At 72.9% G+C, this 23,374-nt stretch carries 27 protein-coding genes; 12 read left to right on the forward strand and 15 right to left on the reverse strand.

Annotated elements, in window-relative coordinates:
- Positions 1–65 precede the first annotated feature (65 nt).
- From OG490_RS02135 to OG490_RS02160, 6 genes are read right to left on the reverse strand one after another with little or no spacing between them, the layout of a single operon-like run.
- Positions 66–1,301, reverse strand: a complete 1,236-nt coding sequence (locus OG490_RS02135) for a cytochrome P450 family protein (protein ID WP_330294553.1) — start codon at positions 1,299–1,301, stop codon at positions 66–68.
- A complete protein-coding gene (locus OG490_RS02140; RefSeq protein WP_330294554.1) occupies positions 1,298–2,536 on the reverse strand; it encodes a cytochrome P450 in 1,239 nt (412 codons plus the stop codon). Before OG490_RS02140 ends, OG490_RS02135 begins: the two co-directional genes overlap by 4 nt.
- Positions 2,533–3,234 carry a GTP-binding protein gene (locus tag OG490_RS02145; protein ID WP_443065735.1) on the reverse strand — a complete coding sequence of 234 codons (702 nt, stop codon included), beginning with the start codon at positions 3,232–3,234 and terminating at the stop codon, positions 2,533–2,535. Before OG490_RS02145 ends, OG490_RS02140 begins: the two co-directional genes overlap by 4 nt.
- Positions 3,215–3,586 carry a DUF742 domain-containing protein gene (locus tag OG490_RS02150; RefSeq protein WP_330294555.1) on the reverse strand — a complete coding sequence of 124 codons (372 nt, stop codon included), beginning with the start codon at positions 3,584–3,586 and terminating at the stop codon, positions 3,215–3,217. The genes OG490_RS02145 and OG490_RS02150 overlap by 20 nt, the downstream gene beginning before the upstream one ends.
- On the reverse strand, positions 3,583–3,984 hold the full coding sequence (locus OG490_RS02155; protein WP_215035734.1) for a roadblock/LC7 domain-containing protein: 402 nt from the start codon (positions 3,982–3,984) through the stop codon (positions 3,583–3,585). The genes OG490_RS02150 and OG490_RS02155 overlap by 4 nt, the downstream gene beginning before the upstream one ends.
- A complete protein-coding gene (locus tag OG490_RS02160) occupies positions 3,981–5,675 on the reverse strand; it encodes an ATP-binding protein (protein ID WP_330294556.1) in 1,695 nt (564 codons plus the stop codon). The genes OG490_RS02155 and OG490_RS02160 overlap by 4 nt, the downstream gene beginning before the upstream one ends.
- Before the next feature lie 334 nt (positions 5,676–6,009).
- Here OG490_RS02160 and OG490_RS02165 point away from each other — a divergent pair, with 334 nt between their 5' ends.
- Both OG490_RS02165 and OG490_RS02170 read left to right on the forward strand, forming a co-directional pair.
- Entirely contained in the window at positions 6,010–7,002 is a 993-nt protein-coding gene (locus tag OG490_RS02165; protein ID WP_330294557.1) for an ATP-grasp domain-containing protein, read from the forward strand.
- A complete protein-coding gene (locus OG490_RS02170) occupies positions 6,999–7,787 on the forward strand; it encodes an ATP-grasp domain-containing protein (protein WP_330294558.1) in 789 nt (262 codons plus the stop codon). The genes OG490_RS02165 and OG490_RS02170 overlap by 4 nt, the downstream gene beginning before the upstream one ends.
- Positions 7,788–7,803: 16 nt before the next feature.
- Here the strand turns inward: OG490_RS02170 and OG490_RS02175 are convergent, their stop codons facing one another.
- Both OG490_RS02175 and OG490_RS02180 read right to left on the reverse strand, forming a co-directional pair.
- Entirely contained in the window at positions 7,804–8,379 is a 576-nt protein-coding gene (locus OG490_RS02175) for a GNAT family N-acetyltransferase (protein WP_330294559.1), read from the reverse strand.
- A gap of 77 nt (positions 8,380–8,456) precedes the next feature.
- Complete coding sequence (locus OG490_RS02180; protein WP_330294560.1) at positions 8,457–8,585, reverse strand: hypothetical protein; 129 nt, start codon at positions 8,583–8,585, stop codon at positions 8,457–8,459.
- 91 nt (positions 8,586–8,676) lie between these two features.
- On the opposite strand from OG490_RS02180, the gene OG490_RS02185 reads away from it, so the two are divergent.
- From OG490_RS02185 to OG490_RS02195, 3 genes are all read left to right on the forward strand, one after another.
- Positions 8,677–9,729: a zinc-dependent alcohol dehydrogenase family protein gene (locus OG490_RS02185; RefSeq protein ID WP_330294561.1), complete on the forward strand. Its 1,053-nt coding sequence runs from the start codon at positions 8,677–8,679 to the stop codon at positions 9,727–9,729.
- 270 nt (positions 9,730–9,999) lie between these two features.
- The gene (locus OG490_RS02190) at positions 10,000–10,929 is read left to right on the forward strand and encodes an alpha/beta hydrolase (protein ID WP_330294562.1); all 930 of its coding nucleotides are present in this window, start codon (positions 10,000–10,002) and stop codon (positions 10,927–10,929) included.
- A 135-nt stretch (positions 10,930–11,064) separates the two neighbouring features.
- The gene (locus tag OG490_RS02195) at positions 11,065–11,808 is read left to right on the forward strand and encodes a phosphatase PAP2 family protein (RefSeq protein WP_330294563.1); all 744 of its coding nucleotides are present in this window, start codon (positions 11,065–11,067) and stop codon (positions 11,806–11,808) included.
- 43 nt (positions 11,809–11,851) lie between these two features.
- Here the strand turns inward: OG490_RS02195 and OG490_RS02200 are convergent, their stop codons facing one another.
- On the reverse strand, positions 11,852–12,928 hold the full coding sequence (locus OG490_RS02200; RefSeq protein WP_443065927.1) for a DUF2330 domain-containing protein: 1,077 nt from the start codon (positions 12,926–12,928) through the stop codon (positions 11,852–11,854).
- A 300-nt stretch (positions 12,929–13,228) separates the two neighbouring features.
- Between OG490_RS02200 and tmpA the strand changes: the two genes are divergently transcribed.
- Both tmpA and OG490_RS02210 read left to right on the forward strand, forming a co-directional pair.
- Positions 13,229–14,347: a 2-trimethylaminoethylphosphonate dioxygenase gene (gene tmpA / locus OG490_RS02205; RefSeq protein ID WP_330294564.1), complete on the forward strand. Its 1,119-nt coding sequence runs from the start codon at positions 13,229–13,231 to the stop codon at positions 14,345–14,347.
- Positions 14,344–14,943, forward strand: coding sequence for a phosphonate degradation HD-domain oxygenase (locus OG490_RS02210; protein ID WP_330294565.1), 600 nt, complete (start codon positions 14,344–14,346; stop codon positions 14,941–14,943). Before tmpA ends, OG490_RS02210 begins: the two co-directional genes overlap by 4 nt.
- Here OG490_RS02210 and OG490_RS02215 read toward each other — a convergent pair.
- Positions 14,933–15,745 (reverse strand): GntR family transcriptional regulator, encoded by an 813-nt coding sequence (locus tag OG490_RS02215; RefSeq protein WP_330294566.1) that lies wholly within the window; start codon positions 15,743–15,745, stop codon positions 14,933–14,935. The genes OG490_RS02210 and OG490_RS02215 overlap by 11 nt on opposite strands.
- Positions 15,746–15,922: 177 nt before the next feature.
- On the opposite strand from OG490_RS02215, the gene OG490_RS02220 reads away from it, so the two are divergent.
- The 4 genes from OG490_RS02220 (at position 15,923) to OG490_RS02235 (ending at position 17,479) form a co-directional block, all read left to right on the forward strand.
- Positions 15,923–16,096 carry a hypothetical protein gene (locus tag OG490_RS02220; RefSeq protein ID WP_330294567.1) on the forward strand — a complete coding sequence of 58 codons (174 nt, stop codon included), beginning with the start codon at positions 15,923–15,925 and terminating at the stop codon, positions 16,094–16,096.
- Positions 16,097–16,107: 11 nt separating this feature from the next.
- Positions 16,108–16,491 carry a cupin domain-containing protein gene (locus OG490_RS02225; RefSeq protein WP_330294568.1) on the forward strand — a complete coding sequence of 128 codons (384 nt, stop codon included), beginning with the start codon at positions 16,108–16,110 and terminating at the stop codon, positions 16,489–16,491.
- Positions 16,492–16,612: 121 nt separating this feature from the next.
- On the forward strand, positions 16,613–17,095 hold the full coding sequence (locus OG490_RS02230) for a hypothetical protein (RefSeq protein WP_330294569.1): 483 nt from the start codon (positions 16,613–16,615) through the stop codon (positions 17,093–17,095).
- A gap of 63 nt (positions 17,096–17,158) precedes the next feature.
- Positions 17,159–17,479 carry a hypothetical protein gene (locus OG490_RS02235; protein WP_330294570.1) on the forward strand — a complete coding sequence of 107 codons (321 nt, stop codon included), beginning with the start codon at positions 17,159–17,161 and terminating at the stop codon, positions 17,477–17,479.
- 6 nt (positions 17,480–17,485) lie between these two features.
- Here OG490_RS02235 and OG490_RS02240 read toward each other — a convergent pair whose 3' ends face one another.
- From OG490_RS02240 to OG490_RS02260, 5 genes are read right to left on the reverse strand one after another with little or no spacing between them, the layout of a single operon-like run.
- Complete coding sequence (locus tag OG490_RS02240; protein WP_330294571.1) at positions 17,486–18,151, reverse strand: HAD family hydrolase; 666 nt, start codon at positions 18,149–18,151, stop codon at positions 17,486–17,488.
- Positions 18,148–19,266: an ABC transporter ATP-binding protein gene (locus OG490_RS02245; RefSeq protein WP_330294572.1), complete on the reverse strand. Its 1,119-nt coding sequence runs from the start codon at positions 19,264–19,266 to the stop codon at positions 18,148–18,150. The genes OG490_RS02240 and OG490_RS02245 overlap by 4 nt, the downstream gene beginning before the upstream one ends.
- A 5-nt stretch (positions 19,267–19,271) precedes the next feature.
- The gene (locus OG490_RS02250; protein WP_330294573.1) at positions 19,272–20,264 is read right to left on the reverse strand and encodes an ABC transporter permease; all 993 of its coding nucleotides are present in this window, start codon (positions 20,262–20,264) and stop codon (positions 19,272–19,274) included.
- Complete coding sequence (locus OG490_RS02255; RefSeq protein WP_330294574.1) at positions 20,252–21,151, reverse strand: ABC transporter permease; 900 nt, start codon at positions 21,149–21,151, stop codon at positions 20,252–20,254. Before OG490_RS02255 ends, OG490_RS02250 begins: the two co-directional genes overlap by 13 nt.
- Positions 21,151–22,317 carry an ABC transporter substrate-binding protein gene (locus OG490_RS02260; protein ID WP_443065736.1) on the reverse strand — a complete coding sequence of 389 codons (1,167 nt, stop codon included), beginning with the start codon at positions 22,315–22,317 and terminating at the stop codon, positions 21,151–21,153. The genes OG490_RS02255 and OG490_RS02260 overlap by 1 nt, the downstream gene beginning before the upstream one ends.
- Before the next feature lie 291 nt (positions 22,318–22,608).
- On the opposite strand from OG490_RS02260, the gene OG490_RS02265 reads away from it, so the two are divergent.
- Positions 22,609–23,361, forward strand: a complete 753-nt coding sequence (locus tag OG490_RS02265) for a GntR family transcriptional regulator (RefSeq protein ID WP_330300743.1) — start codon at positions 22,609–22,611, stop codon at positions 23,359–23,361.
- The last annotated feature ends 13 nt before the right edge of the window (positions 23,362–23,374 follow it).

Here is a 23,374-nt window from a genome sequence, read left to right on the forward strand (position 1 = left end):
GTACGCACATCCGATTTAACGGCCGCTGCGCCCCCTCCCGACCCGGGCGGGGGCGCGGCCGGGGGTCAGGCGAGGTGGACGGGGAGGTCGAAGAGGTCGTTCTGGGTCAGGATCGGCTTGTTGCGGAGCTCGTCCGCGGGGACCGCGAGGGTAAGGCCGGGGAAGCGGGCGTACAGGGCCGGGAGGGCGACGATGGCTTCCAGGCGGGAGAGGGCCGCGCCGGGGCAGACGTGGGGGCCGTGGCCGAAGGAGATGTGGCGGTTCGGGGTGCGGGTGGCGTCGAACTCCCCGGCCGTTTCGCCGAACTGGGCCTCGTCGCGGCCGATCGCGCCGAAGGAGACGATCAGGCCCGCGCCCTTGGGCAGGATCCGCCTCCCGACCTCCACGTCCTCGGCGGCGAAGCGGATCAGGACGTGCGAGGTCGGGGTGGACCAGCGCAGCGTCTCCTCGATGACGTCCTCCCACGGGACCTCGCCCTTGAGGACGAGCGCGCGCTGCTCGGGGTGGGTCTCCAGCGCGACGACCGCGTTGACGATCAGGCTGATGGTGGTCTCGTGACCGGCCGCGACCATCAGCTGGAGGGTGTTGGTGATCTCCTCGGTGCTGAGGTGGTCGCCGTCCTCGGAGGCCTCGATGAGGGCGCTGGTGAGGTCGTCGCCCGGGTTCTCGCGCTTGGACTCCACGATGCGGGAGAAGAGCGCGCCGAGGTCCGCCATCATCTGGGGGACTTCCTCGGGCAGGGTCTGCGTGGAGAAGAACTTCTCGAACAGGGCCTTGAGGCGCGGGTGTTCCTCGGCGTCCACGCCCATCAGGTCGCTGATGACGTTCATCGGCAGCGGGTACGCGAACTGCGCCTTGAGGTCCACCGTCCCACCCGACGGGAGCGCGGCCAGCTTGTCGAGCATGCCGGTGGTCAGCGCCTCGATGCCGGCCCGCAGCTTCTCCACCCGGCGTACGGTCAGGGCCTGCGCGACCAGGGTGCGCAGCCGGCGGTGCTCGTCGCCGTCCACGGTCAGCATCGAGCGGCCGGGGTTGGCGAGGCCGATCAGCGGCCAGTCCATGGGGATCTCGCCGCGCTGCCAGGCGCCCCACACGTTGATGTCCTTGACGATCCGGGGATCGGTGAGCAGCTTGCGGGCTTCGGCGTGGTGCGTGACGGCGTACACGCGGACGTCACCGGGCAGGACGACCTCGACCAGCGGTCCGGCGGCGCGCAGCGCGGCGCTCTCGGCGTCGAGGTCGGCGACGAAGGGGTCCAGGGTGATGGGCGCGGGGCCGGTGTGATCGATCGGGCACGTCATCGGGTGGCTCCAAGGGCGGGGGTCGGTGTGTAGGTCACGGGAAGTTCGGTGAGTCCGCGCAGCCACGGCGAGGGGCGGCGGGTCAGCTCCCCGGCGGGGACGGCGAGGTCGACGTCGGGCAGCCGGTCGAGGAGCACCTCGATGCCGGTGCGTGCGATGACCTCGGCGACCTCCTGGGCGGGGAAGGGGCAGCGGTGTTCGCCGTGCCCGAAGGAGAAGAAGGCGTTGTTGCCGCCGGTGAGGGCGCCCGCGTCGGTGCGTACGTGCGGGTCCCCGTTGGCGGCCGCGATGCCGAGCAGGACGAGGTCGCCGCGGCCGATGGCCTGTCCGCCGAGGTTGGTGTCGCGCGAGGTCCAGCGGCCGGCCACGTTCTGGGTGGGGGTGTCCTCCCACAGCACCTCGTTCATGGCTTCGCCGACGCTGTGCCGGCCGCCCGCGAGGGAGGCGGCGAAGCGGTCGTCGGTGAGCATGAGGCGCAGCGAGTTGCCGATCCAGTCGGCGGTGGGCTGGTGGCCCGCGGCCATCATGACCATGAGGTCCTGGGCGACCTCCTCCACGGTGAAGCCCGCCCGGTTGGCGAGCATCCGGGAGACCACGTCGGTGCCGGGCTCGGCCAGTTTGGCGGCGAGCAGGGCGATCATGGATTCGGCGAGGTGGCGTTGGCCCTCCAGCGCGCCCTCCCGCCCGTTGATCATGTCGTTCATCGCGGTGACGAGGCCGGGGCCCTGGTCGTCGGAGAACCCGTAGAGGCGGGCGAGGACGCGCAGGGGCAGGAGCATCGCGTACTGGCCGACGATGTCGCAGGAGCCCTTGCCGCAGAGCTCGTCGATGAGTTCGTCGGCGAACCGCTCTGCGTGGCCCTTGAGTTCGAAGGGGTCAACGGCTTCGAGGGCTTCGGAGATGACGGCGGCCCGCTCGCGGTGGCGTTCGCCGACGGTGTAGAGGATCGACGGCTGCTTGCGGCCGATCATCGGGAGCAGCGGCCAGTCGGCCGGGATGCGGTCCCACTGGTTCCACAGGTCGGAGTCCCGGGAGAAGAGCACCGGGTCGCTGGTGACCTGGTGCAGTTCGCGGTAGCCGAGGACCAGCCAGGCCGGTACGTCTCCGTCGAGGACGACCGGGGCGACGGCGCCGTGGTCGCGGCGCATCTCCCGGTACAGCTCGACGGGGTCGGTCTGGAACCGTGGGCCGCCGAGGTAGACGGGCTGGTGCTCGGGGGCGGCGGGGCAGGTCACGGGGCGGGCTCCGGGGTCGTGGACGGGGCGCTCGGCGAGGCGCTCGGCATACCGCCGGCGGCGGCCGCCGTCTGGAGGTGCTGGACGAGGGAGATGAGTACGTGCTTGCTGGACTCGCGGGAGCGGGCGTCGCAGAACACGAGGGGGACGTCGGCCGGCAGGTCGAGGGCGGCGCGGATCTGCTCGGGGGTGTGCTCGGGTCCGCCGAAGTCGTTGCAAGCCACGACGAAGGGGGTGCCGTGGTGCTCCAAGCGGTCGATGGCGTACCAGGAGTCGGCGAGCCGGCGGGTGTCGACGAGGACCACGGCGCCCAGGGTGCCGGAGAACAGCCGGTCCCACAGGAACCAGAACCGTTCCTGGCCGGGGGCGCCGAAGAGGTAGAGCACGTTGCGGGCGTCGAGGGTGATGCGGCCGAAGTCGAAGGCCACGGTGGTGGCGTTCTTCCCGGCGACCCCGGCGACTCCGTCGACGTCGTCCACGGCCTCGCCGGCCTTGGTCATGGTCTCTTCGGTGTTCAGCGGGCGGATCTCGCTGACCGAACGGACCATGGTGGTCTTGCCCACGCCGAAACCGCCCACGATGACGATCTTCAGACCGTTGTCGGCGGTGCTGCTCAGGGCGGTGCGGGGCTGGTCCGGCGCAGCCTCCGGCGCGGGGACGGCGCCGGGGATGGTCGCGTCAGAGATTGCGGAGTCCAACGAGCACCTGCTCCAGGATGTCGGGGTCGGGAAGGCTGTACGCCGCGTGCGCCGAGTACGCCGACCGCGGATGCCGGGCACTGATCCGGCCGGTGCCGAGGAGGTCGGCGAGCAGGATCCGTACGATCGACACGGGCAGCCCGAGCTCGGCCGCGATCTCCACGACGGCCGTCGGAAACCGGCACATCCGCAGGATGGCCGCGTGCTCGGACTGCATGCCGGGCACCGGGTCGCACTCGGCGACGATCAGGGTGACCAGGTCGAAGACGTCCGATCCGGAGCGGCTGCGGCCACCGGTGAGGGTGTAGAGCCGGTCCGGGGAATCGTCCCGGCCCGGCCTCGGCCTGCTCATCCCCGTGGCCTGGCGATGAGGTGTTCGCCGAGCTGCTCGACCAGTTCGGACATGTTGTGGCCGACGAGGCCCGCGTCGGCGTCCTCGGTGGCGACGAGCGCGAGGTGGGCCCCTTCGCCGGCTTCGACGATGAACAGGATCCCGCCGTAGAACTCGGTCATGGCGGAGCGGACGCCGCCGGTTCCGTCGCCGAATTCGATGGACGCCCCGTGGGACAGGCTCTGGATGCCGGCGGCGATCGCGGCGAGCTGGTCGGCCTGGTCGACGGAGAGCTCGGGCGTCCGGCACAGCTTGAGGCCGTCGCGGGAGAGCACGAGGGCGTGGCGGGCGCCCGGGGTGCGTTCCAGGAGGCCTTCCAGGAGCCAGTTGAGCGTCTCGTCGGTGGTGGAGCCGGTCATGATCGCGTTTCGCCTTCCGGGGCTGTGGTGTGCGCTGACTGCTGCTCTTCGGCGGGCTCGCCGGGGCCACTGCCGGTGGCGCCCGGTGCTCCGGCCGCGCGGACGGCCTGGCGGAAGCTGCCGAAGCGGGCGGCCGACCGGGAGGCCCCGGTGGGCGCGGCCGCCGTACGGGCCTGGGGGCCGGGGGCGTCGGGTCCCGCCGGGTGTGCGGCGGCCAGGGTCCGGCCGCGGCGGCGCTGGGGCAGGCCGCTGTCGCCGAATTCGGGGTGCTCGCCGGTGGATTCGGACTCGGAGGGCTCGTAGGCCTCGGAGGCCGCCTCGGGCGCGGACCCGTTCCCGTACCCGTACCGGGGGTCGGTGCCCGCGGCGGGCGTACGGTCCTGCGCGCGGGCTCCCGCGGCCTGCCCGGCGGCGGTGGAGTGGACGGCCTCGGGCTCGGGCTTGGCCTCCGCCTCGTGCTCGGCGGCCGGGGCGGTGGCCCGGGCCGGTATCGCGGGGGCGGGGGTCGGGGTCGAGGCAGGCGTCGGGGCTTCGGCGGGACCGTGGCTGATCAGCTCCTGCGGGAGCATCATCAGCGCGCCCGTACCACCGCGTGCGGAGGGCCGGAAGGAGACGGTCAGTCCGTGCTTGCGGGAGAGCCGGCCGACGACCGCGAGGCCGAGCCGGGTGCCGGAGAGCCCGGCCAGGTCCAGCGATTCGGCGGTCACGGCCTGTTCGGCGCGGCGCAGCTGGACCTCGCTCATGACGAGGCCGCTGTCCTCGACGGTGATGATGATCCCGGCCGGCACCTCCTCCACGTAGACGTGGACCTCGGCGGTCGGCGGGGAGAAGTTCGCGGCGTTGTCGAGGAGTTCCGCCAGTGCGTGCATGACGCCCTCGGCGGCGTGCCCGGCGACGGCCGCCTCGCTGGTGGAGTGCAGCCGGACCCGCTGGTAGCCGCCGATGCGGCCCATCGCCCCGCGCAGGATGGACTCCATGACGATCGGCTTCGCCCAGCGGCGGCCCGAACGGGCCCCGGTGAGAACGGCGATGGAGTCGGCGAGGCGGCCGGCCTGGGCGGTGCGGTGGTCGAGGTGCAGGAGGTCGGTGAGGACGTCCTCGTCTGCGTGCCGGTGCTCCATCTCGCGGAGGTCGGCGAGCATCCCGGTGGCCAGGGCCTGCATCCGGCCGGCCGCGTTGGCGGCGGCCGCCATGGCGGCGGCCCGGCCCGACTCGGCGCGGCGCAGTTCGCCGCCGAGCCGCTCGCGGGAGGCGTTCTGGGCGGCGGTGAGGCCGTCGAGTTCGGCGGCGTGATCGCCGGTCAGCCGCTCCAGCACGGCCGCGTGATCGCCGGTCAGCCGCTCCAGTGCGGCGGCGTGGTCGGCGGAGAGGCGGGCGCGTTCGGCGGTGCGCGCGGCCGTGTCGCGGGCCGCGTCGGCGGTCAGCCGGGCGATGTGCCCGTCACGGGCGGCGAGTTCGGCGCCGAGGCCGGATATCCGCCTGCGCTGGACCCGGGCGGTGCGCGAGGACCAGGTCACGGCGAAGGCCGCGACCGCGAGCAGCAGCACGCCCGCGCCCAAGAACCAGGCGAGGGGGGTGCCGATGGACGACGGGGCCGCGGCCACCGCCGCCGTGGTGAGCGCGCCACCGGCGGCTGCGGTGATCAGCAGGGCCAGCACGGAGGGGCGAAGGGGGGAGGGCGACGCCGTCATCAATCAAAGCCTCATACCGGGCGGAAATGGAGGGGAAGGTTCCTGGCAACGAGGCATCACTATAGGAGAGTTGCTGATCCTTTTGGACAGCTCCTGACAGATTTCCTACTCATTTATGACCGCTAAAGAATCTTCCATACCGTTTTGACCCAGCGGCGAATCTCACGCTCCGAGATGCCCCCCTCCCGCTGCGGCGGGGCGGCAGGGCTCGCGGGGGGCTCTTGGCGGGCCCTGCCCACACGGACCGATCATCACATTGCGGTCCATGACATCCTGTGACGTCACAACTCGCCGGACGGGATCGGCGGACGTCCGGGGAATATGGGGAAGGTCCATGAAGCTCTGCTTCCTGGTGGAGGAGCACTACCGCCACGACGGCATGCCGAACGAGGTGGTCCGGCAACTCACGGCGTGGGGCCATCAGGTGGATGTGGTGCGGCCCGGTGGTTCGCTGTTGCGGATGAGCGCGGCGGTGGGCTCCGGCGACCACGACGCCTGGGTGCTCAAAACCGTGTCCGGCGGGCCGGGGCTGACCCTGCTCGAAGCCGCCGCCGCGGCCGGGATGACCACGGTCAACGACGCCCGCTCGATCCGGGGCGTACGGGACAAGGCGCTGGCCGCGGCCATCGGGCGCGGCCGGGGCCTGCCGCTGCCGACCACCTACGCGGCGGCCCGACCGGAACTCCTGGCGGAGATCCCGGACTCGGAGTACCCGCTGGTCGTCAAGCCCGCCGACGGCAGCTCGGGGCGCGGTGTCCACCTGGTGTCCTCGCCGGAGCAGCTGACCGCGATGCTGCCCGAGCTGGCGGGCGAGGGCATGCTCATCGCGCAGCCGTACGTGCCGAACTCGGGGACCGACCTCAAGGTGTACGCGGTCGGCGGGGAACTCTTCGCCACCGAGCGCCGTTCTCCGCTGTACCCGGACTGCCCGGTCCCGGAGCGCCTCGTCCCGCTGTCCGCCGAGATCGCGGAGATCGGCGCGCGGGTCGGGGAGGTGTACGGGCTCGATCTGTACGGGCTGGACGTACTGCTGGGTCCCGAAGGGCCGGTGGTCGTCGACGTGAACGACTTCCCCAGCTTCCGTCAGGTACCCGACGCGGCCGCGCGGGTGGCCCGAGCGGTACTCGGACTCGCGCGGGCCGGCGGCTCCGGCTACTCCACCGCTCCCCCGTCCTGGGCAGCGGCCCCGGTGTCGGCGCCCGTTCCGGGACCGGTACCCCTGTCGATCCCGTTGCAGGCCACCGCGGCTTCCGCGCCCGGCGCGACGGCTACCGCTACGGCTACGGCCACGGCCGCCACCGGCGCTTCGGCGGGAGAGGCCGTATGAGGATCGGCCTGATCACGGACAACCCCGGGCATCCGCTGCTGTCGGCGGCCGCCGAACTGCTGCGGGCCGCCGGTCATGAGGTCGAGGCGCTGGACCCCGGCTCGGCGGACGAACCCGCCGGCGCGCTGGCCGACGTATACCTCCTCAAGGCGCACACCCCGCGCGGGCTGGACCTCGCCCGGCGGCTGGAGCAGCGCGGGGCCCCCGTGGTGAACTCGGCCGCGGCGACCACGCTGTGCCAGGACCGGACGCTGATGGCGGAGCTGGCCGTACGGGCCGGACTCCCGTTCGCCGGAACCCGTACCTTCGCCACGCTCGCCCAGTGGGCGGCCGGAGCCCCTATGCGCTCCCCCGTGGTCGTCAAGAGCCGGCACAGCCGCCGGGCGGACCTCGTGGCCCGGGTGGACGGGACCGCGGCCCTCGGGGAACTGACGGGCAGCTGGTCCGAGGAGCCGGTGGTGGTGCAGGAGTTCGCCCCGAACAGCGGCTGGGACCACAAGCTGTGGGCCATCGGCGACCAGGTCTTCGCGGCCCTGCGCCGCTCCGAACTCTCCCCGGAGGGCCGCGGCCCGACCCTCCCGCTGCCCCGGCTCCCGGCGGGCTGGGCCGATCTGACCCGCCGGGTCGGGGAGGTCTTCGCCCTGGACGTCTACGGCGTGGACATCATCGCCACGGCCGACGGCGCCCCGCTGATCGTGGACGTCAACGCATTCCCCGGCATCCGCGAACAGCCGGGCGCCCCCGAAGCCCTCGCGGACCTCGCACTGGGACGGGCCAAGGGGTAGGGCGCAGGCCCTGCCCTCAGGAGGACTCGGCCGCGAGCAGGACCTTCGCCTGCTCTCGGGTGAGCCGCCAGATCTGGAGTTCGCCGGTCTCGGCCGGGGCGAGGGCTTCCGCCGGGCGGCGGAGGTGTTCGGTGAAGCCGAGCCGGGCCGGGACGGCGGCGCTGGCGCGGTTGGCCGGGTCGTGGACGATCTCCACGCAGTCGACGTCGGGCAGCAGGAAGGCCTGTTCGACCAGCGCGCGGGCGCTACGGGTGGCCACGCCCCGGCCGGTGACGGCGGGGTGCAGCCAGTAGCCGATCTCGCGGCAGCCCTCGGGGGTGTCCTCGTGCCGGTGCAGCCCGCAGGTGCCGACCATCGCCCCGTCCAGCAGGATCGCGTAGCTGCACTGCTCGCCGCTCTCCCAGAGCTCCGCCCGCCCGGCCAGGAACTCGGCGGTCCGGGCCGGACTGTGTTCGGCGACCCAGGGCATCCAGGGCCGCAGGTGCTCCAGCGACTCCTCGATGAGCCGGAAGAGCTCCGGAAGGTCCGCCTCCCCATCGAAACGCCGCAGGGTCAGGTCATCCGATGTGATCACCGGCTGGGGAAGGTTCATCTCCGGAGGATCGTACGCGGGCACTTCCGGTGGCAACGGGTTTCGGAGTACCCGTACCGATGCCCGCACCCGCCCTCCTACTTGATGACCTCGACCTTCTTGTCCCCCGCGGCCTTCGCATAGGCCTGGGAGCTCGCCCCTAGCGCCGTGACGGTGAGGGCGAGCAGGACGGAGACGGCGGCGGCCGTGGCGCGCTTGCGGGTCATGGTTTCCCCCTGATGGTGTGTGCGGTGGTCCCGGGAGCTTCGCACCGGGGATCGGAGCCGGACAAGTGGGCGTGAGGAAAGGGTGGTCGGCGTGCGCGCTGTGGTCTTCGAGCGGTACGGGGAACGGGCCGAGGTACGCGAAGTGGCCGATCCGGTTCCGGCCGTCGGCGGGGCGGTGGTGCGGGTCGAGGCCACCGGGCTGTGCCGGAGCGACTGGCACGGGTGGATGGGCCACGATCCGGACATCGTGCTGCCCCACGTACCCGGCCACGAACTGGCCGGCGTGGTCGAGGCGGTGGGTCCGGGAGTCTCCGGCTGGCGGCCCGGGGACCGGGTCACGGTCCCGTTCGTCTGCGCGTGCGGGAGCTGCGCAGAATGCGCGGCCGGTCAGCACCAGGTGTGCGCCCGGCAGACGCAGCCCGGGTTCACGCACTGGGGATCCTTCGCCGAGTACGTGGCCCTGGAGCACGCCGACGTGAACCTGGTGGCCGTGCCGGAGGAGCTTTCGTACGACACGGCGGCCGGACTCGGCTGCCGGTTCGCGACGGCCTTCCGGGCCGTCGTCGCACAGGGCAGGGTGGCGCCGGGCGAATGGGTCGCGGTGCACGGCTGCGGTGGTGTCGGGCTGTCGGCCGTGATGATCGCCGTGGCCGCGGGGGCACGGGTGGTGGCCGTGGACACCGCGCCCGGGGCGCTGGAACTGGCCCGGAAGTTCGGCGCCGCGCACGGCGTGGACCCGGCCCGGGGCGATACCGCGGAGGCCGTGCGGGAGCTGACGGGCGGCGGCGCGCACCTGTCGCTCGACGCCCTGGGTTCCCCTGCGACGGCGGCGGCATCGGTGGCGGGGCTGCGCAGGCGCGGACGCCACGTACAGGTCGGACTGCTGCCGACGGCGCAGGGGGCCACGGCGCTGCCGATGGAGCGGGTCATCGGGTGGGAGCTGGAGATCCTCGGCAGCCACGGAATGGCGGCGCACGCGTACCCGCCGATGATGGAACTGGTCCGCTCCGGAGCACTGCGGCCGGACCTCCTGGTCACGGCCACGATCCCGCTGGACGCGGCGCCCGCCGCACTCGCCGCGATGGGTACGGCGCCGGGGCGCGGGGTCACGATCATCCGGCCGGGGGGCGTGGCGGGAGGCTGAGCCCCGCTCCCGTCCACCCCCGTCCGCGCCCACCCCGTACCTGCGCCCCCGCCTACGCCCCACACCCACGGCCCCCGCCCCCGCACCCCCGGTCCGTCCTAAAAGGTCAGGCCACAGGGGGTTGTGGTGGGTGGAAACGCGTGGCTACAGTCATTGATTACACGTGTAATCACATCGCTGGTGCGACCACGATCACGCGAAGCCTCCCCTGCCGTACGGAGAAGAGCCGCAATGACGCAATCCCCTCCCACTCCCGCCCCTGCCTTCGACATGGCTGATATGACGTGGCCGCCTCCGCCGTTCCTGGCGCCGGTGGCACCGGTCACGGACGCGGAAGGGGTCCGGCACTTCCACGGGGTGACGTACGCGACGACCCCGGGATTCCGGCCGCGACTGCTGGACGTGCGGGTCCCGGCGGGCGAGGGACCGTTCCCGGTGGTGGTGTGGATCCACGGCGGCGGCTGGCTCGACGGCGACCGCCGCTACCCGCCGCCCACCGTCCCCGCCGAACTCCTCCACGGCACCGTCACGGCCGCCGGCCTCGCGCTGGTCTCCATCGACTACCGGCACAGCCTCGAGGCACCCTTCCCCGCCCAGCTCCACGACGTGAAGGCCGCGATCCGCTACATCCGCAAGTTCGCATCCACCCTGGGCCTGGACGGCGACCGGATCGGCGTCTGGGGAGAATCCGCCGGCGGCCACCTCGCCGCCCTCGCAGGCCTCACCGGCCCCCACACCCCGGAGGCGACCGCCCTGGAAGGCACCCACGGCGTCGCCGACGGAGACACCAACGTGCTGGCGGTCGTCGACTGGTACGGGGTCTCCGACCTCACCACCCTCGCAGACCACCCCATGCCCGCCATGCCCCCCACGCCCGGCGGCATGGAGTTCCCCGACCCCTACACCGCCCTCCTCGGCGGCACCGAAACCGACCGCCCCGCCCTGGCCAAGGCCGCAAGCCCCGTCACCTACGCCACCGAGGGCTCCAACCCTCCCCCGTTCCTCCTGATCCACGGAACCCACGACGGACTGGTCCCCTACAGCCAGAGCGAACAACTCACCACCGCCCTCACCCAGGCCGGAGGCCACGCCACCCTGCGCCCCGTCCCCGACGCCGACCACATCTTCCTCGGATCCCCCGACATCCAAGACATCGTCACCGAATCCGTCACCTTCCTCACCCACCACCTCACCGCATAGCCGGATTCCGGCATCGAAGGGGGCGCGGAATCCACCCGCGCCCCCTTCGCTCCACCCGGGCGACCCCTCATCCCCGACCTACCCGCCACTCCTCCTTCCCCTCACCACCTGAAGCCCCGCGAAAGGCAGCACGTCATGTCCACGATCCCCGCCACCCCTCCCGCCAGATCCGAAGCACGTCGTACCGTGGCGGACGCGGGCATCCGGCGCGCCGGTGTCCTCGGGCTCGCGCTGCTCGGCTCCGCCGCCGCGCTCGCGCTCGTCGTGCGGGGGGACGTGGTCCGGCCGCCCTTCCAGGGGCTGGACGATCGCTGGCTGACGTGGATGGGCGGGCCTCACGAGGGGCTCTACTCCGCGGTCGCCTCGGCCCTGAACTGGTTCGGCGGCCCCCTGGGGGTCGTCGTGCCGATCGCCCTGCTGATCTTCCTGCTCGTCCGCCGCCGCTGGGTGTCCGCGGGCTTCGTGTTCGCCGTGTACATGGCCGGCAACATGCTGGTCGTCCAGGGCCTGAAGCATCTCGTGGACCGGCCGCGCCCGGCCCATCCCCTCGTCCGGGTCGACCACGGCTCCTTCCCCTCCGGTCACGCGGCCGGGGCGGCCCTCCTCGTGGTCATCGTCGGAGCGGTGCTCGTGCCGGCGGCCCGGCGCCGGGCGTGGTGGATCGGCGGCACCGCCTTCACCCTCGTGATGATGTGGAGCCGTACGTGGCTGCACGCGCACTGGCTCAGCGACACCGCTGCCGGGGCGATGGCCGGTGCGGGAGCCGGGCTGATCGCCTGGTGGATCTGCGCCCCGGCGCTGGCCCGGGAGGCACGGCGGATCGCCCGCCCCGCGAAGGCCGTGGAGCCGGAGCCCGCCACCGCCGCTGCCGCCCGATGACCCGACCGCGCGTGTGACCCGCGCGTTACAGGCGTTACACGCGTTACCGCGTCCGCCTCGTCCGTAGACGCCGGCCCAGCCCCAGGCCCGCCAGGGTCACGACCGCGACCGCACCCGCGATCGTCAGGATCCAGACCGGAATCCCTCCGGCCGTGCGCAGCTCGTCGCTGTACTCGACCTGGCGGTACGGGGTGTCCGCGGCGGCGGCACGCAGTTCGTGGTCTCCGTCGATCCTGGACGGGACGGGGAAGCTCTGGTCGATCGCCGTCAGGAACACGGGTGCCGTGCCCGCCAGTCCGGCGACCGACCCCTTCGGCGTGATCCGCCCGGCGAAGGTCACCTCGGGCGCGTTGCCGCCGATCGCGGAGGCGGGCTCCATGCGGTGGTCGGCCAGGACGTACAGGCCGAGGGACTGGGCGGTCTTGGCCAGCCGCGACAGGCGCATGGGATACACGAGCCGGTCGCTGTCGAAGCGGATCAGGAGCGGGTCCAGGGTGCCGCCCAGGGTGGCGCCCTGCTCCCGGGGTACTAGGCGCACGGCTACGTACTCCCAGTGCTGGTCCACGTACGGCTTCAACTCGGTGGAGAGGCCGTCGGGGAGTTTGAAGCCGTTGGCCTCCAGCCAGGTGCGCAGTGCGTCGGGGTCGGTCGCCGTCAGGCGGGCGACGTCGAAGTCGCCCAGCCGCTCCCGGCCGACGACGCCGACCTGGGCTTCTCCGGCGCCCGGCGGCGGGGCTCCGGCGACGTCCCGCGAGCCGGAGGCGAAGGGCCAGTCGCCGTGGCGGGGCCAGAAGTAGCTGCGGGTCCGGTACTCGGGCGCGGTGAGGTCGACCAGCTGTGAGAACAGGTCGGCGTCGCCCAGCGTCACCGTGGCCCGCCGCGGCACCGGCATGACCCATGCGGCCCGTTTGGCGTCGCCGCCGACGGTGAAGCGCATCGCTATCTGTTCGGTCCGGCCGTCCCAGCGCACCACGGAGGCCTCGCGGGAGACTCCGATCCGGCCGCCGGCCCCCGGGATCATCGCGCCGCAGCCGCAGGCGTAGGCCGGGGAGATCAGGGATCCCAACTGGGTGGCCAGCAGCGCCAACAGCAACACCCCGACCCGCCGCCTCGTCCGCACGGCGGCCCGTCCAGCCTTCCGCCCGGTCAGCAGCCCGGTCAGCAGCCCCGTCTTCCGCACACTCGTCCCCATGCGCTGTCAGACGACGGCCTCCCGGAATCGGTTCCGCCTCTTCCCGGCCGTCTCAGCATGCGCACACGTCCCGCCTCGACCTGCGGACCCGCCCGGTCCGCCCGGACCACCTCGCCGTTTCCGCCGGTTCCGGCCATCTGTTCGCCATCTCCGCGTCATCCGGCCCTGTCAGCATGCGGGCAGCCCAGAGTTGTATATACAACTTTCCGGACGATGACAGGAGCCCCGATGTCCGCGACCGCGATCACCCGCCCGCCCGCGCCCTGGCTGCGCGACAACTGCCCCTGCGCCGAGTGCCGCGACCCGCGCACCGGACAGAAGCTGTTCCAGATCACAGAACTGCCCGCCGGCCTCGCCATCGGCTCGGTGCACGAGGCGCCGACCGCCGACGGCGGGCCCGGCTGGGAGGTGGTCTGGCAGCCGGACGGCCACCACTCCGTGTACGCGGTCGAGTGGCTCGACGCCCACGCCCCCGACGGGGCCGGCAGCAGCGCCGGGGCCCGCGCCGGAGACGGCCGGACCGAGGCGGACAAGCAGTTGTGGGCGGCCGCGGATCTGGCCGGGCGGATCCCGGAGGTGCGCTGGGACGCGTACATCAGCTCCCGCGAGGTCCGCGAGCGGGCCCTGGACAGCGTGGTGCGGCTCGGGTTCGTCCTGCTGCGGGACGTGCCGTGCCGGGACCGGATGGTGCTGGACGTGGCGCGCACCTTCGGGTTCGTCCGCGAGACGAACTACGGCGAACTCTTCGAGGTCCGCGTCGAGGCCGACCCCAACAACCTGGCCTTCACGGGCGCCCGCATCACCCCGCACACCGACAACCCCTACCGGGACCCGGTGCCGACCCTGCAACTCCTGCACTGTCTGCGCAACGAGGCCCAGGGCGGCGACTCCGGGCTGGTCGACGGGTTCCACGCGGCCTCGCTGCTGCGCGAACGGGAGCCTGAGGCCTTCGAGGCGCTGACCCGAGTGCCAGTGGAGTTCGCCTTCGCCGACGCGCGCACCGAACTGCGGGCCCACCAGCCGCTGATCGGGGTGGATCCGCTCGGCCGCGTCCGCGAGGTCCGCTTCAACAACCGGTCCATCTCCACCCTCCACCAACCGGCCGCCGTGCTGGAGGAGTTCTACGCCGCCTACCGCCTCTTCGGCGAAATACTGGAGCGGCCGGAGCTCCGACTCGACTTCAGGCTCGCCCCCGGCGACTGCGTGGTCTTCGACAACACGCGCCTGCTGCACGCCCGTACGGCCTTCGCCGAATCGGGCGGCCGGCACCTCCAGGGGACCTACGCCGACTTGGACGGCCTCCTCTCCACCCTTGCCGTCCTGCGCCGTGAAGGAGCTTCCGCGTGAACACCGCCGACATCGACACGGACACCGACATCACCGCAGAGGCCCCCGGCCCCATCGACGAGCTGGCCCGCCTCTTCGAGGGCGAGGGCAGTGCCGAGTACCTCGGCGAGGCCGTCACCCAGGCCGGGCACATGCTCCAGGCCGGCGCCCTCGCCGAGGCCGCCGGGGCCCCCGCCCACCTGGTGGCGGCCGCGCTGCTGCACGACATCGGGCACTTCCACGGAACGGTGACCGGCCGCGATCTGATGGAGGGCGGCCTGGACAACCGGCACAGCCACACCGGGGCCGACTGGCTCGGCCGGTGGTTCGGGCCGGAGGTGACCGAGCCGGTCCGGCTGCACGTGGCCGCCAAGCGGTACCTGTGCACGGCCGAGCCCGGCTACTTCGAGCTCCTGTCCGAGGCCTCCGTCCACACCCTGCGCGTGCAGGGCGGCCCCATGACCGCCGAGCAGGTGCGCGCGTTCGAGGCACTGCCGGGCGCGGCCGACGCGGTGGCGGTCCGGCGCTGGGACGAGCAGGCCAAGGACCCCGAGATGGCCACCCCCGGCTTCGACCACTTCCGTCCGCTGCTGGAGGGGCTGCTGATCAGGAGCTGAGCCGGCGACCCAGGGCGCTGGCGGCCGTCGTGTGCACGGTGAAGGCCACCGTCCCCGGCAAGTACCGGTCCTGCGACCATTCCACGGGGATCCCCGCCGGGTCGGTGGCCCGGCGCCGTTCGCGCAGCAGCGCCGCGCCGACCGGGCAGCCCAGCAGCTCCGCATCGTCCCCGTCCGCGGCGGCGATGTCGATGACGTGATGGGCGTCGGTGAACAGGACTCCGTGCACGGCGAGTTGGTCGGAGTAGGAGACGGTGTCCAGCGGCATGGCCGCGACCAGGGCGCCGACCGCCTCCGGGTAGGTGGTGCGCTCCACCATCACCGGGGCCCCGGACAGGGTGCGCAGCCGCAGCACGCGGCGGACGGGGGCGCCCACGTCGATCCGCAGTTGCTCCGCCTCCTCGGCGTCGGCCTCGCCCTGCTCCACGGAGACGGTCCGGCCGCCCGGCTCCTCACCGAGCGAGCGGGCCCACCGGGTGAAGCTGCGGAGTTCGGCGACGCCTCCGGACTTCCCCGGGCCGCCACCGAGCACGACCCGGCGGGTGCCGCGCCGCGAGGTGATCAGCCCGTCGGTGCGCAGCGCGGCGAGCGCCTGGCGCACCGTACCCCTGGACACGCCGTAGCGGCGGGCGAGTTCGTCCTCGGCGGGCAGTCGGGCGCCGGAGCCGTACTCGCCTGCCGTGATGGCGGTCCGCAGGGCCGCGGCGACCTTCAGGTAGAGCGGTGTCCTGCGTCCGGTGCCAGGGGCTGCGCCGGGGTCAGTGCCGGTGTCGGTGTCGGTGTCGCGCGGTGCCTCGTTCACGGGTCCAGCCTTTCATGATCCCGGGCGGGCCCGGCCGGGCGAGGCGAAAGACCCGGGAGGTCGGGACGTTTCGCCCGGTATTCGGATGATCCATGTCGTTTAAATTCGAGCCATGACCGGGCCTGCGCGCGGCCGGGCGGGCCTGGGCCGCGGGACGCGACTGGGGGCGACGGGCGGGTGCAGCTGCACGGGTGTCCGTACCGCGTCATGGCCGCCGCCCGGCCCGAGGTGATCTGCTCGGTCCACCAGGGCATGCTCGACGGCCTGTTGGAGGGCACCGCCGCCGAGGCCGTGCTCCATCCCTTCCTCTCCCCCGGGCTCTGCTCGGTGGAGCTGCACACCGATTCGTAGAGGAACCACCCATGTTCGGCATGACCATCGACACCACCCCCGACACCGCCGGCCGTCCGGTGCTGCGCCTCGACCCCGAGGGCGGTCCGTTCCGCGAGCTCGCGGCCGTACGGATCCAGGTGCCGGCCGGCGGCACCATTCCGGCGCACGGGCACGGGGCTTCGGAGCTGCTGCTCACGGGCGTTGCCGGGACGGTGGAGGCCTCGTGCGGCTGCGGGGCCAAGACGGTGACCCCGGGCACCTTCGCGATGCTGCCCGCCGGAAAGGAGATCACCCTGGCGAACCACGGCACCGAGCCGGCGACGGTCCTCGCCGTCTTCTCGCAGAGCGAGTTCACGGAGGGTCTTCCCCGCGGCGCGGCGAAGGGCTGCGGCTGCCAGGGCCACGGCCACTGACTCCCGGCCCACGGCCACCGACTCCGGGCCCACGGTCACCGACTCCCGGCCCACGGTCACTGACGTCCGACCGGGGGGGGTGGGTCTGGACCGGCCAATGGCCTGATCCCATACTTCTCCCGTGAGAACGACGGAGAAGCAGCCCCGCACCAGTCCGCTGGTGCCCGATACGGTCGTACGGGAGATCACCCGGCACGGCTGGGACTCCGTCACGTGCGGCTGCGGCCGCCCTGCCGGGCATCTCGTGGACACCTTGTGGGACGCGGCCGAGGGACACCCGGCCGCGTTCCACGCGCTGGAGGGCCACGCCTTCCACGCCGGCGGGCTGCGCGCGCCCGCCCCGGCGGTGTGCGGGGTCCTGATGGCCGTCTGGTCCGCCGGACCGCCCCGGCAGTCGACCCGCGAGGCCCTGCTGTGGGCGCTGCTTCGGCTGCTCGGCTGCGAGGACGACGGAACCTCCCACGAGGCGGGCCTGTACGGCCAGTGCGCGGCCCACATCCGTACGGCCCTGCCGACCCTCCGCGCGGCGGCGGCCCACCGCCCCGACTCGGTGTCGGCCGCCTACGCGACCGGCATCCTGCGCCTCCTGGACCTGTCCGGCTGATCCCGGGGCCCCGATCGTCGCCCCGGCGCACTCCGGGTCGGCCCCACCGTGTTGGATGGCCGGGTGGCGGGACGACGGAAGAAGAAGCAGCGGCCGCCGTTCGGCCTGCCGAAGGGAATCGTCCTTCTGGCGACCCCGGAGGGCTGGCGCTACAGCGTTCTCACCGTGGAGGGCGGGATGCTCTGCGGCCGCCTCAGCCCGGAACTGCTCGACCCCGAGACGGCACTGACCGCTGCCACCACGCTGGTGGTGGAACTCGCCCGCGACTTCCACGGCGCCGCCGTCCAGGTGTACTGGGACCCACGCGTGGAACCCTGGACGTGGACCGGCCAGATCACCCCGGTCCCCGGAGCCGAGGCCACCCCGGCGTGCACGCAAGGCTGACCGGCCTCACGCTCCCCGCGGAGCGGGCAGGCAGGCGCGCAGGGTGTTCGGGGTGACCTCGGTCAGGGAGCGCGCGAAGGTGCGTACCGGGGAGGCTGGTACCGGCAGGAGCGAGGGGACCACCAGGAGTCCGCAGCCGGCGGCCTCGGCGGAGGCCGCTCCGTCCGGGGAGTCCTCGACCGCCACGCAAGCCCGCGGCTCCGCTCCCAGCCGCTCGGCGGCCACCCGGTACGGGTCCGGGTGCGGCTTCGTCAGGGCCGTGTCGTCGGCGGACAGGGTGAAGGCGAAGGGCACGTGGGCCAGCGAGCCCCCGACCACCGAATCCACGACCACCCGCGGCGAGGCGCTGACCAGCGCGAAGGGTATGCCTTCGGCCTCCAGGGCGGTCAGCAGCCGCTGCGCCCCGGGCCGCATCGGCGCGCCCTCTTCGACCCGGCGGAAGAAGCTCCCGGTCAGGGCCTCGGCGACCTCCGCCGGGTCGCCCGCACGGGAGGCCCGTACGAGGTGCGCTGCGGTGTCCTCCACCGCCCGGCCGACCACCTCGGGGGCGTCCGCTTCGGTCAGGGCGTACCCGAGGCCGGTGGCTATCTCCTCGGTGGTGAGCCACCACAGCGTCTCGGTGTCGACGAGGGTGCCGTCCATGTCGAAGAGGACCGCGGCGAGTTCGCTCACGAGCCGGTCCCGGCGGCGGCAGACGTTGCTGCGACGACGAGGACGGGGCGTTCGGCCAGGCCGACCGTCGCCCGTGCGCCCGGTACGAGGGCTCCGGCGTCGCGCGAGGGCAGGTCCGCCTTGACCCGGGCGCCGCCGGGGAGGTCCAGGTGGAGCCTGGTGACCGATCCGAAGAAGGAGGCCGATACGACGGTCGCCGTGCCCTGCTCGTCCGCCGAGACCGTGATGTTCTCGGGGCGTACGAGGACTTCGACGTCCGAGGTGGAGGGCACCGGGCCGTCCACGGGCAGCCGGGAGCCGGCCACCTCCACGGTCCCGGAGCCGGTCAGCCGGCCGGGGAGCCGGTTCATGGTGCCGACGAACTCGGCGACGAACGGCGTCGCGGGGCGCTCGTACAGCTCGGCGGGGGCGGCGCACTGCTCCAGGCGGCCCGCGTTGAGCACGGCGACCCGGTCGGCCATCGACAGGGCCTCCTCCTGGTCGTGCGTGACGAACACGGTGGTGATGCCCAGCGAGAGCTGGAGGCGTCGGATCTCCTCGCGCAGGTTGGCCCGTACCTTCGCGTCGAGCGCGGAGAGCGGCTCGTCGAGCAGCAGGACGCGCGGGCGCAGGGCGAGGGCACGGGCGAGCGCGACGCGCTGCTGCTGGCCGCCGGACATCTGGTGCGGGTAGCGGTCGCCGTGGTCGGGCAGGCCGACCAGGTCGAGCAACTCGGCGGCGCGCTCGCGACGCTGGGCCGCGCCGACCTTGCGGACGCGCAGGCCGAAGGCGACGTTGTCGCGGGCGCTGAGGTTCGGGAAGAGGCTGTACGACTGGAACACCATTCCGGCGTCGCGGCGGTTGGCCGGGACGCGGGTGATGTCCTGTCCGTCCAGGAGGACTTCGCCGGAGTCGGGCTGCTCGAAACCGGCGACCACGCGCAGCGCGGTGGTCTTGCCGCAGCCCGACGGGCCGAGGAGGGCGACGAGTTCGCCGGGCTCGATGGTGAGGTCGAGTCCGTCGAGGGCGACGGTGGAGCCGAACGCACGGCGCAGGCCGCGGAATTCGACGCGCGCCCCGGCGGGGGCCGCATCGCCGTCCGACGGCTTCCTGGCCTCGGGAAGGGTGAGGGACATGCGGGTCAGGACTCCTTGCCGGAGGTGCGGGAGGTACGGGAGGTGGCGGGCGCCGGGGACACCGTCGCGGGGGCGGTTCCGGCGCGGGAGAGGAGGAGCAGCAGCAGCCAGGTGATGAGGAGGCTGAGGATGGAGACGGCCACGGACATGCGGGCGTGGGCTCCGGAGATGGACACGATCCACACGGCGAAGGGCTGGAAGCCGAGCAGCGAGGCGATGGTGAACTCGCCGAGGACCAGGGCCAGGGTGAGGAAGGCGGCTCCGGCGAGGGCGGCCCGCAGATTGGGCAGGAGTACGCGCAGGACCACGTACGGCCAGCTCGCACCGCAGCTGCGGGCGGCTTCGACCAGGGTCGGGACGTCCACGGCGCGCAGTCCGGCGTCGAGGGAGCGGTAGACGAAGGGCAGCGCCAGGACCGTGTACGCGAGGACCAGGACGACGGGGAAGTCCGGGTTCTGGACGGCGAGGAAGGTCTGGTAGAGCGGGGTCCTCGAGAGGTGGTCGGGGCCCCAGCGCAGCACGGTGGTGATACCGGTGACCAGGGCGATCGGCGGTACGACCAGCGGCAGCATGCACATGACCTCGACGACCGGGCGCAGCTTCGGCGAGCCGATGCGTACGGCCACCAGTGCGGGCACGGCCAGGAGCAGGGACAGCACGATGGTCGCGGCGGCAAGGCCGAGCGAGAGCAGCAGGCTCTTGGTGAACCCGTCGGCGGAGAGCAGCTGGGTGTACGCCTCGAAGCTGATGCCCTGGCCGGGGACGTGCACGGTGAACACGAAGGAGGCGACGAGCGGGAGCAGGAAGTACGCGCCGGCGAGTCCGAGGACGGCTCCGCGCCACACCCTGGGGCGGGGGCGGGACCTACGGGGCTTGCGGGCGGCGCCGGGCGCGGATCCCGCGGCCGGGGCGGTCTGGGCGGTCGCCCGCGCGTCCGGACCGGCGGCGACCGACGTCGGGGCCGGGTTCTGGGCGGGCGTCGGGGTCATCGCAGCCATCGGGCGCTCCGTCGCTGGAGGGGCAGGTAGACCGCCATGACCAGGCCGGCGATCACGATCATGTCGAGGCCGAGGGCCAGCGCGACGTTCTCCTGGCCGGTCAGCACGTTCCCGGACAGTGCGTCCGCGATCTTGAGCGTGACCAGCGGGACGGAGCCGCCGACGAGGGCCGCGGCCGTGGCGTGCGCGGCGAAGGCGGTGCCGAAGAGCAGCACGAACCCGCCGAGCAGGGAGGGCGCGAGGACGGGCAGCCCGACGTGGCGCCAGAACTGCCATCCGCTCGCCCCGTTGTTCTGGGCGGCCTCGCGCCACTGGGGGCGCAGTCCGTCCAGTGCGGGGACGATCACCAGCACCATCAGCGGGGTCAGGAAGTAGAGGTAGACCACGGTGAGGCCGGTGAAGGAGTAGAGGCTCCAGCCCAGACCGGTGAGGTCGGCGAGCTGGGTGACGACTCCGGAGATCCCGACGGTGGCGATGAACGCGAAGGCCAGCGGGACCCCGCCGAAGTTGGCGAGGACGCCCGAGGCGGTCAGCGCCGCGCCGCGCAGGGCCTGCGAGCGGGAGGTGACCACGGCCTGCGCGATCAGGACGCCCACCAGGCCCGCCACCAGTGCGGTGAGGGAGGAGAGCTGGACGCTGCCGATGAGCGAGCCGAGGTACGGGCCCTGGAGGGAGCGCGCGAGGTGCTCCCCGGTCAGCGAGGTGGCGCCGGTCGCCGGGTCGGTGCGGGTGACCGCGCCGAAGGCGATGGCGCCCAGCGGGATGCCGAAGCAGAGCCCGGTGAAGGCGAGGAGGGGGAGGGCGGCGAGCCAGGTGCGCGGGCCGCGCCGCCGGCGGCTGGTGCCGCCGGCGGTCCCCGTCGTGTGGGGGGTGGTGGTGGCGGACATCAGCTGAGGGCCTTGTCCCACTTCTCGGCGAGGGTGGCCTTGGCCTTGTCGAGCTCGGCGGAGGCCGGGAAGTTCGGGGTGCCCTGGACCTGCGGGAGCTTGGTGACGGCGTCCTTGTCGACGGTGCCGTCCTGGGTCATGACGGGGAGCAGCACCGGGCGGGCGTGGCCCCGCAGCCACAGGTTCTGGCCCTCGGTGCTGTAGAGGAACTCCATCCACAGGCGGGAGGCCGCGGGGTGCGGGGCGTCCTTGTTGATGGCCTGGGAGTAGTACTGGGCGTAGACGCCGTCGGTGGGGATGGCGACCTTCCAGTCGACGCCCTTGCCCTTGAACTGCTCGGCGTAGCCGGCGTTGAGGTAGTCCCAGTCGATGGAGATGGGCGTCTCGCCCTTCTCGACCGTGGCCGGGGTGGACTCGACGGGGATGAAGTTGCCGCTCTTCTTCAGTGCGCCGAAGAAGTCGATGCCGGGCTGGATGTCGCCGAAGGAACCCTTGTTGGCGAGGGCCGCCGCGTAGACGCCGCCGAAGGCGGAGCCGGACTTGGTCGGGTTGCCGTTGAGGGCGACCTTGCCCTTGTACTCGGGCTTGGTCAGGTCGGCGAAGGACTGCGGGCAGTTCGGGATGCGGGCGGCGTCGCAGCCGATGGAGACGTAGCCGCCGTAGTCGTTGTACCAGCGGGCGTCCGCGTCCTTCTGGGAGCCGGGGATCTTGTCCCAGGCGGTGACCTTGTAGGGGGCGAAGAGGTTCTCGCCGGCGCCGCTGCGGGCGAAGGCGATGCCGAGGTCCAGGACGTCGGGGGCGCGGGTCTGGCCCTTGCGGGACTTGACCGCGGCGATCTCGTCGGCGCTGGAGGCGTCCGGGTTCTCGGCGCTGATCTTGACCTTGGGGTACTTGGCCTGGAACGCCTTCTGGATCTCACCGTAGTTCGCCCAGTCCGCGGGCAGCGCGATGACGTTGAGCGTGCCCTCCTTCTCGGCGGCCGCCACGAGGGCTTCCATGCCGCCGAAGTCGGCGACCGAGGTGGCGGAGCCGGGCTGGGTCTTGGCCTTGCCGTCGGCGGCCTTGCCGGCGGGCTGGTCGGGTGCGGCACCACACGCGCTGAGCGTGGTGAGGACGGCGGCACTGAGCAGAACGGCCGCACCGCGACGAGCGGAGGAACTGAGCACGGTCTCTCCCGGAGACTGGATCCTTGAGGGGTTCACTTGTCTGAACAAGTTGACCCCAGTTCGCCCTGGGTCCCTGTACGGACGGTGAACGGAGGCTGTCGCTTGGTCCACGTCTCGACGAAGACCCGAATTGGCCGAATGCATTCGTGACAGGAGCTGGCCATGATGATCTTCACGCCCGCGGCGCGGACCGTGCTCGGACCCGGCTCGGACCCGGCTCGGACCGGGCTCGGCCTAGGCTGGGTGACGGCGCGCGGCGGGGACCTTCACACCAAGGGGCACGGGAGAAACATGGGCACGGCTACGGTGCGGTATCTGGAGATCGCGGAGGCGCTGCGCCGGTCGATCGCCTCCGGGGAGTACCCCGTGGGGGCCCAACTGCCCTCGGAGAGCGACCTGGCCGCCCACTGGTCGGCCTCGCGCGGAACCGTCCGCCAGGCCGTGGCGACGCTCGCCGCCGAGGGGCTGATCGGCTCCCGGCAGGGCGCCCGCCGGATCGTCCTGCGCCACGAACGCAAGCACAGCTTCGGCGAACTCAACAGTTTCGCCCAGTGGGCCGAGGGGGTCGGCCATCAGGCGGCGAGCCGGTTCCTGTCGCGCACCCGCCGCCCGGCCACGGCCGAGGAGGCGGACCGGCTGGCGCTGCCGCCCGGGACGGAGATCCTGGCCGTACTGCGGCTGCGGCTGCTCGACGGAGAGCCCGCGATGGTCGAGCGGACGGCCTACGCCGACTGGGTCGCGGCGGCGGTCGAGGCGATGCCGGAGGACTGCCGCTCGGTGATGGACAGTCTGGCGAACGACTCCGGGATCACCGCACACTACGGCGAGCACCTGATCGACGCGCTCGCGGCCGGCAGCGAGGACGCCCGGCTCCTCGAAATCCGGCGCGGCAGCCCGCTTTTGCGCCAGCGGCACGTCTCCGCGACCCGGACGGGCCGCCCGATCGAGTGGTCGGACGACCGCTACCGGTCGGGAAGCGTCACCTTCAGTGTGAGCAACTCGGCAGTAGCAACGCCGCTGGGGCGCCGCGCCGGGGAGGGTTAGGCCGTTTCTTCGG

The organism is Streptomyces sp. NBC_00503 (assembly GCF_036346895.1).
GTDB lineage: Bacteria > Actinomycetota > Actinomycetes > Streptomycetales > Streptomycetaceae > Streptomyces.

Coding starts and splice junctions, on each gene's coding strand:
- OG490_RS02265 (WP_330300743.1), top strand. CDS start 22,609: ATGGGCACGGCTACGGTGCGGTATCTGGAGATCGCGGAGGCGCTGCGC.
- OG490_RS02190 (WP_330294562.1), top strand. CDS start 10,000: ATGGCTGATATGACGTGGCCGCCTCCGCCGTTCCTGGCGCCGGTGGCA.
- OG490_RS02165 (WP_330294557.1), top strand. CDS start 6,010: ATGAAGCTCTGCTTCCTGGTGGAGGAGCACTACCGCCACGACGGCATG.
- OG490_RS02150 (WP_330294555.1), bottom strand. CDS start 3,586: ATGAGCAGGCCGAGGCCGGGCCGGGACGATTCCCCGGACCGGCTCTAC.
- OG490_RS02135 (WP_330294553.1), bottom strand. CDS start 1,301: ATGACGTGCCCGATCGATCACACCGGCCCCGCGCCCATCACCCTGGAC.
- tmpA (WP_330294564.1), top strand. CDS start 13,229: ATGTCCGCGACCGCGATCACCCGCCCGCCCGCGCCCTGGCTGCGCGAC.
- OG490_RS02155 (WP_215035734.1), bottom strand. CDS start 3,984: ATGACCGGCTCCACCACCGACGAGACGCTCAACTGGCTCCTGGAAGGC.
- OG490_RS02245 (WP_330294572.1), bottom strand. CDS start 19,266: ATGTCCCTCACCCTTCCCGAGGCCAGGAAGCCGTCGGACGGCGATGCG.
- OG490_RS02250 (WP_330294573.1), bottom strand. CDS start 20,264: ATGGCTGCGATGACCCCGACGCCCGCCCAGAACCCGGCCCCGACGTCG.
- OG490_RS02175 (WP_330294559.1), bottom strand. CDS start 8,379: ATGAACCTTCCCCAGCCGGTGATCACATCGGATGACCTGACCCTGCGG.
- OG490_RS02255 (WP_330294574.1), bottom strand. CDS start 21,151: ATGTCCGCCACCACCACCCCCCACACGACGGGGACCGCCGGCGGCACC.
- OG490_RS02170 (WP_330294558.1), top strand. CDS start 6,999: ATGAGGATCGGCCTGATCACGGACAACCCCGGGCATCCGCTGCTGTCG.
- OG490_RS02195 (WP_330294563.1), top strand. CDS start 11,065: ATGTCCACGATCCCCGCCACCCCTCCCGCCAGATCCGAAGCACGTCGT.
- OG490_RS02160 (WP_330294556.1), bottom strand. CDS start 5,675: ATGACGGCGTCGCCCTCCCCCCTTCGCCCCTCCGTGCTGGCCCTGCTG.
- OG490_RS02225 (WP_330294568.1), top strand. CDS start 16,108: ATGTTCGGCATGACCATCGACACCACCCCCGACACCGCCGGCCGTCCG.
- OG490_RS02180 (WP_330294560.1), bottom strand. CDS start 8,585: ATGACCCGCAAGCGCGCCACGGCCGCCGCCGTCTCCGTCCTGCTCGCC.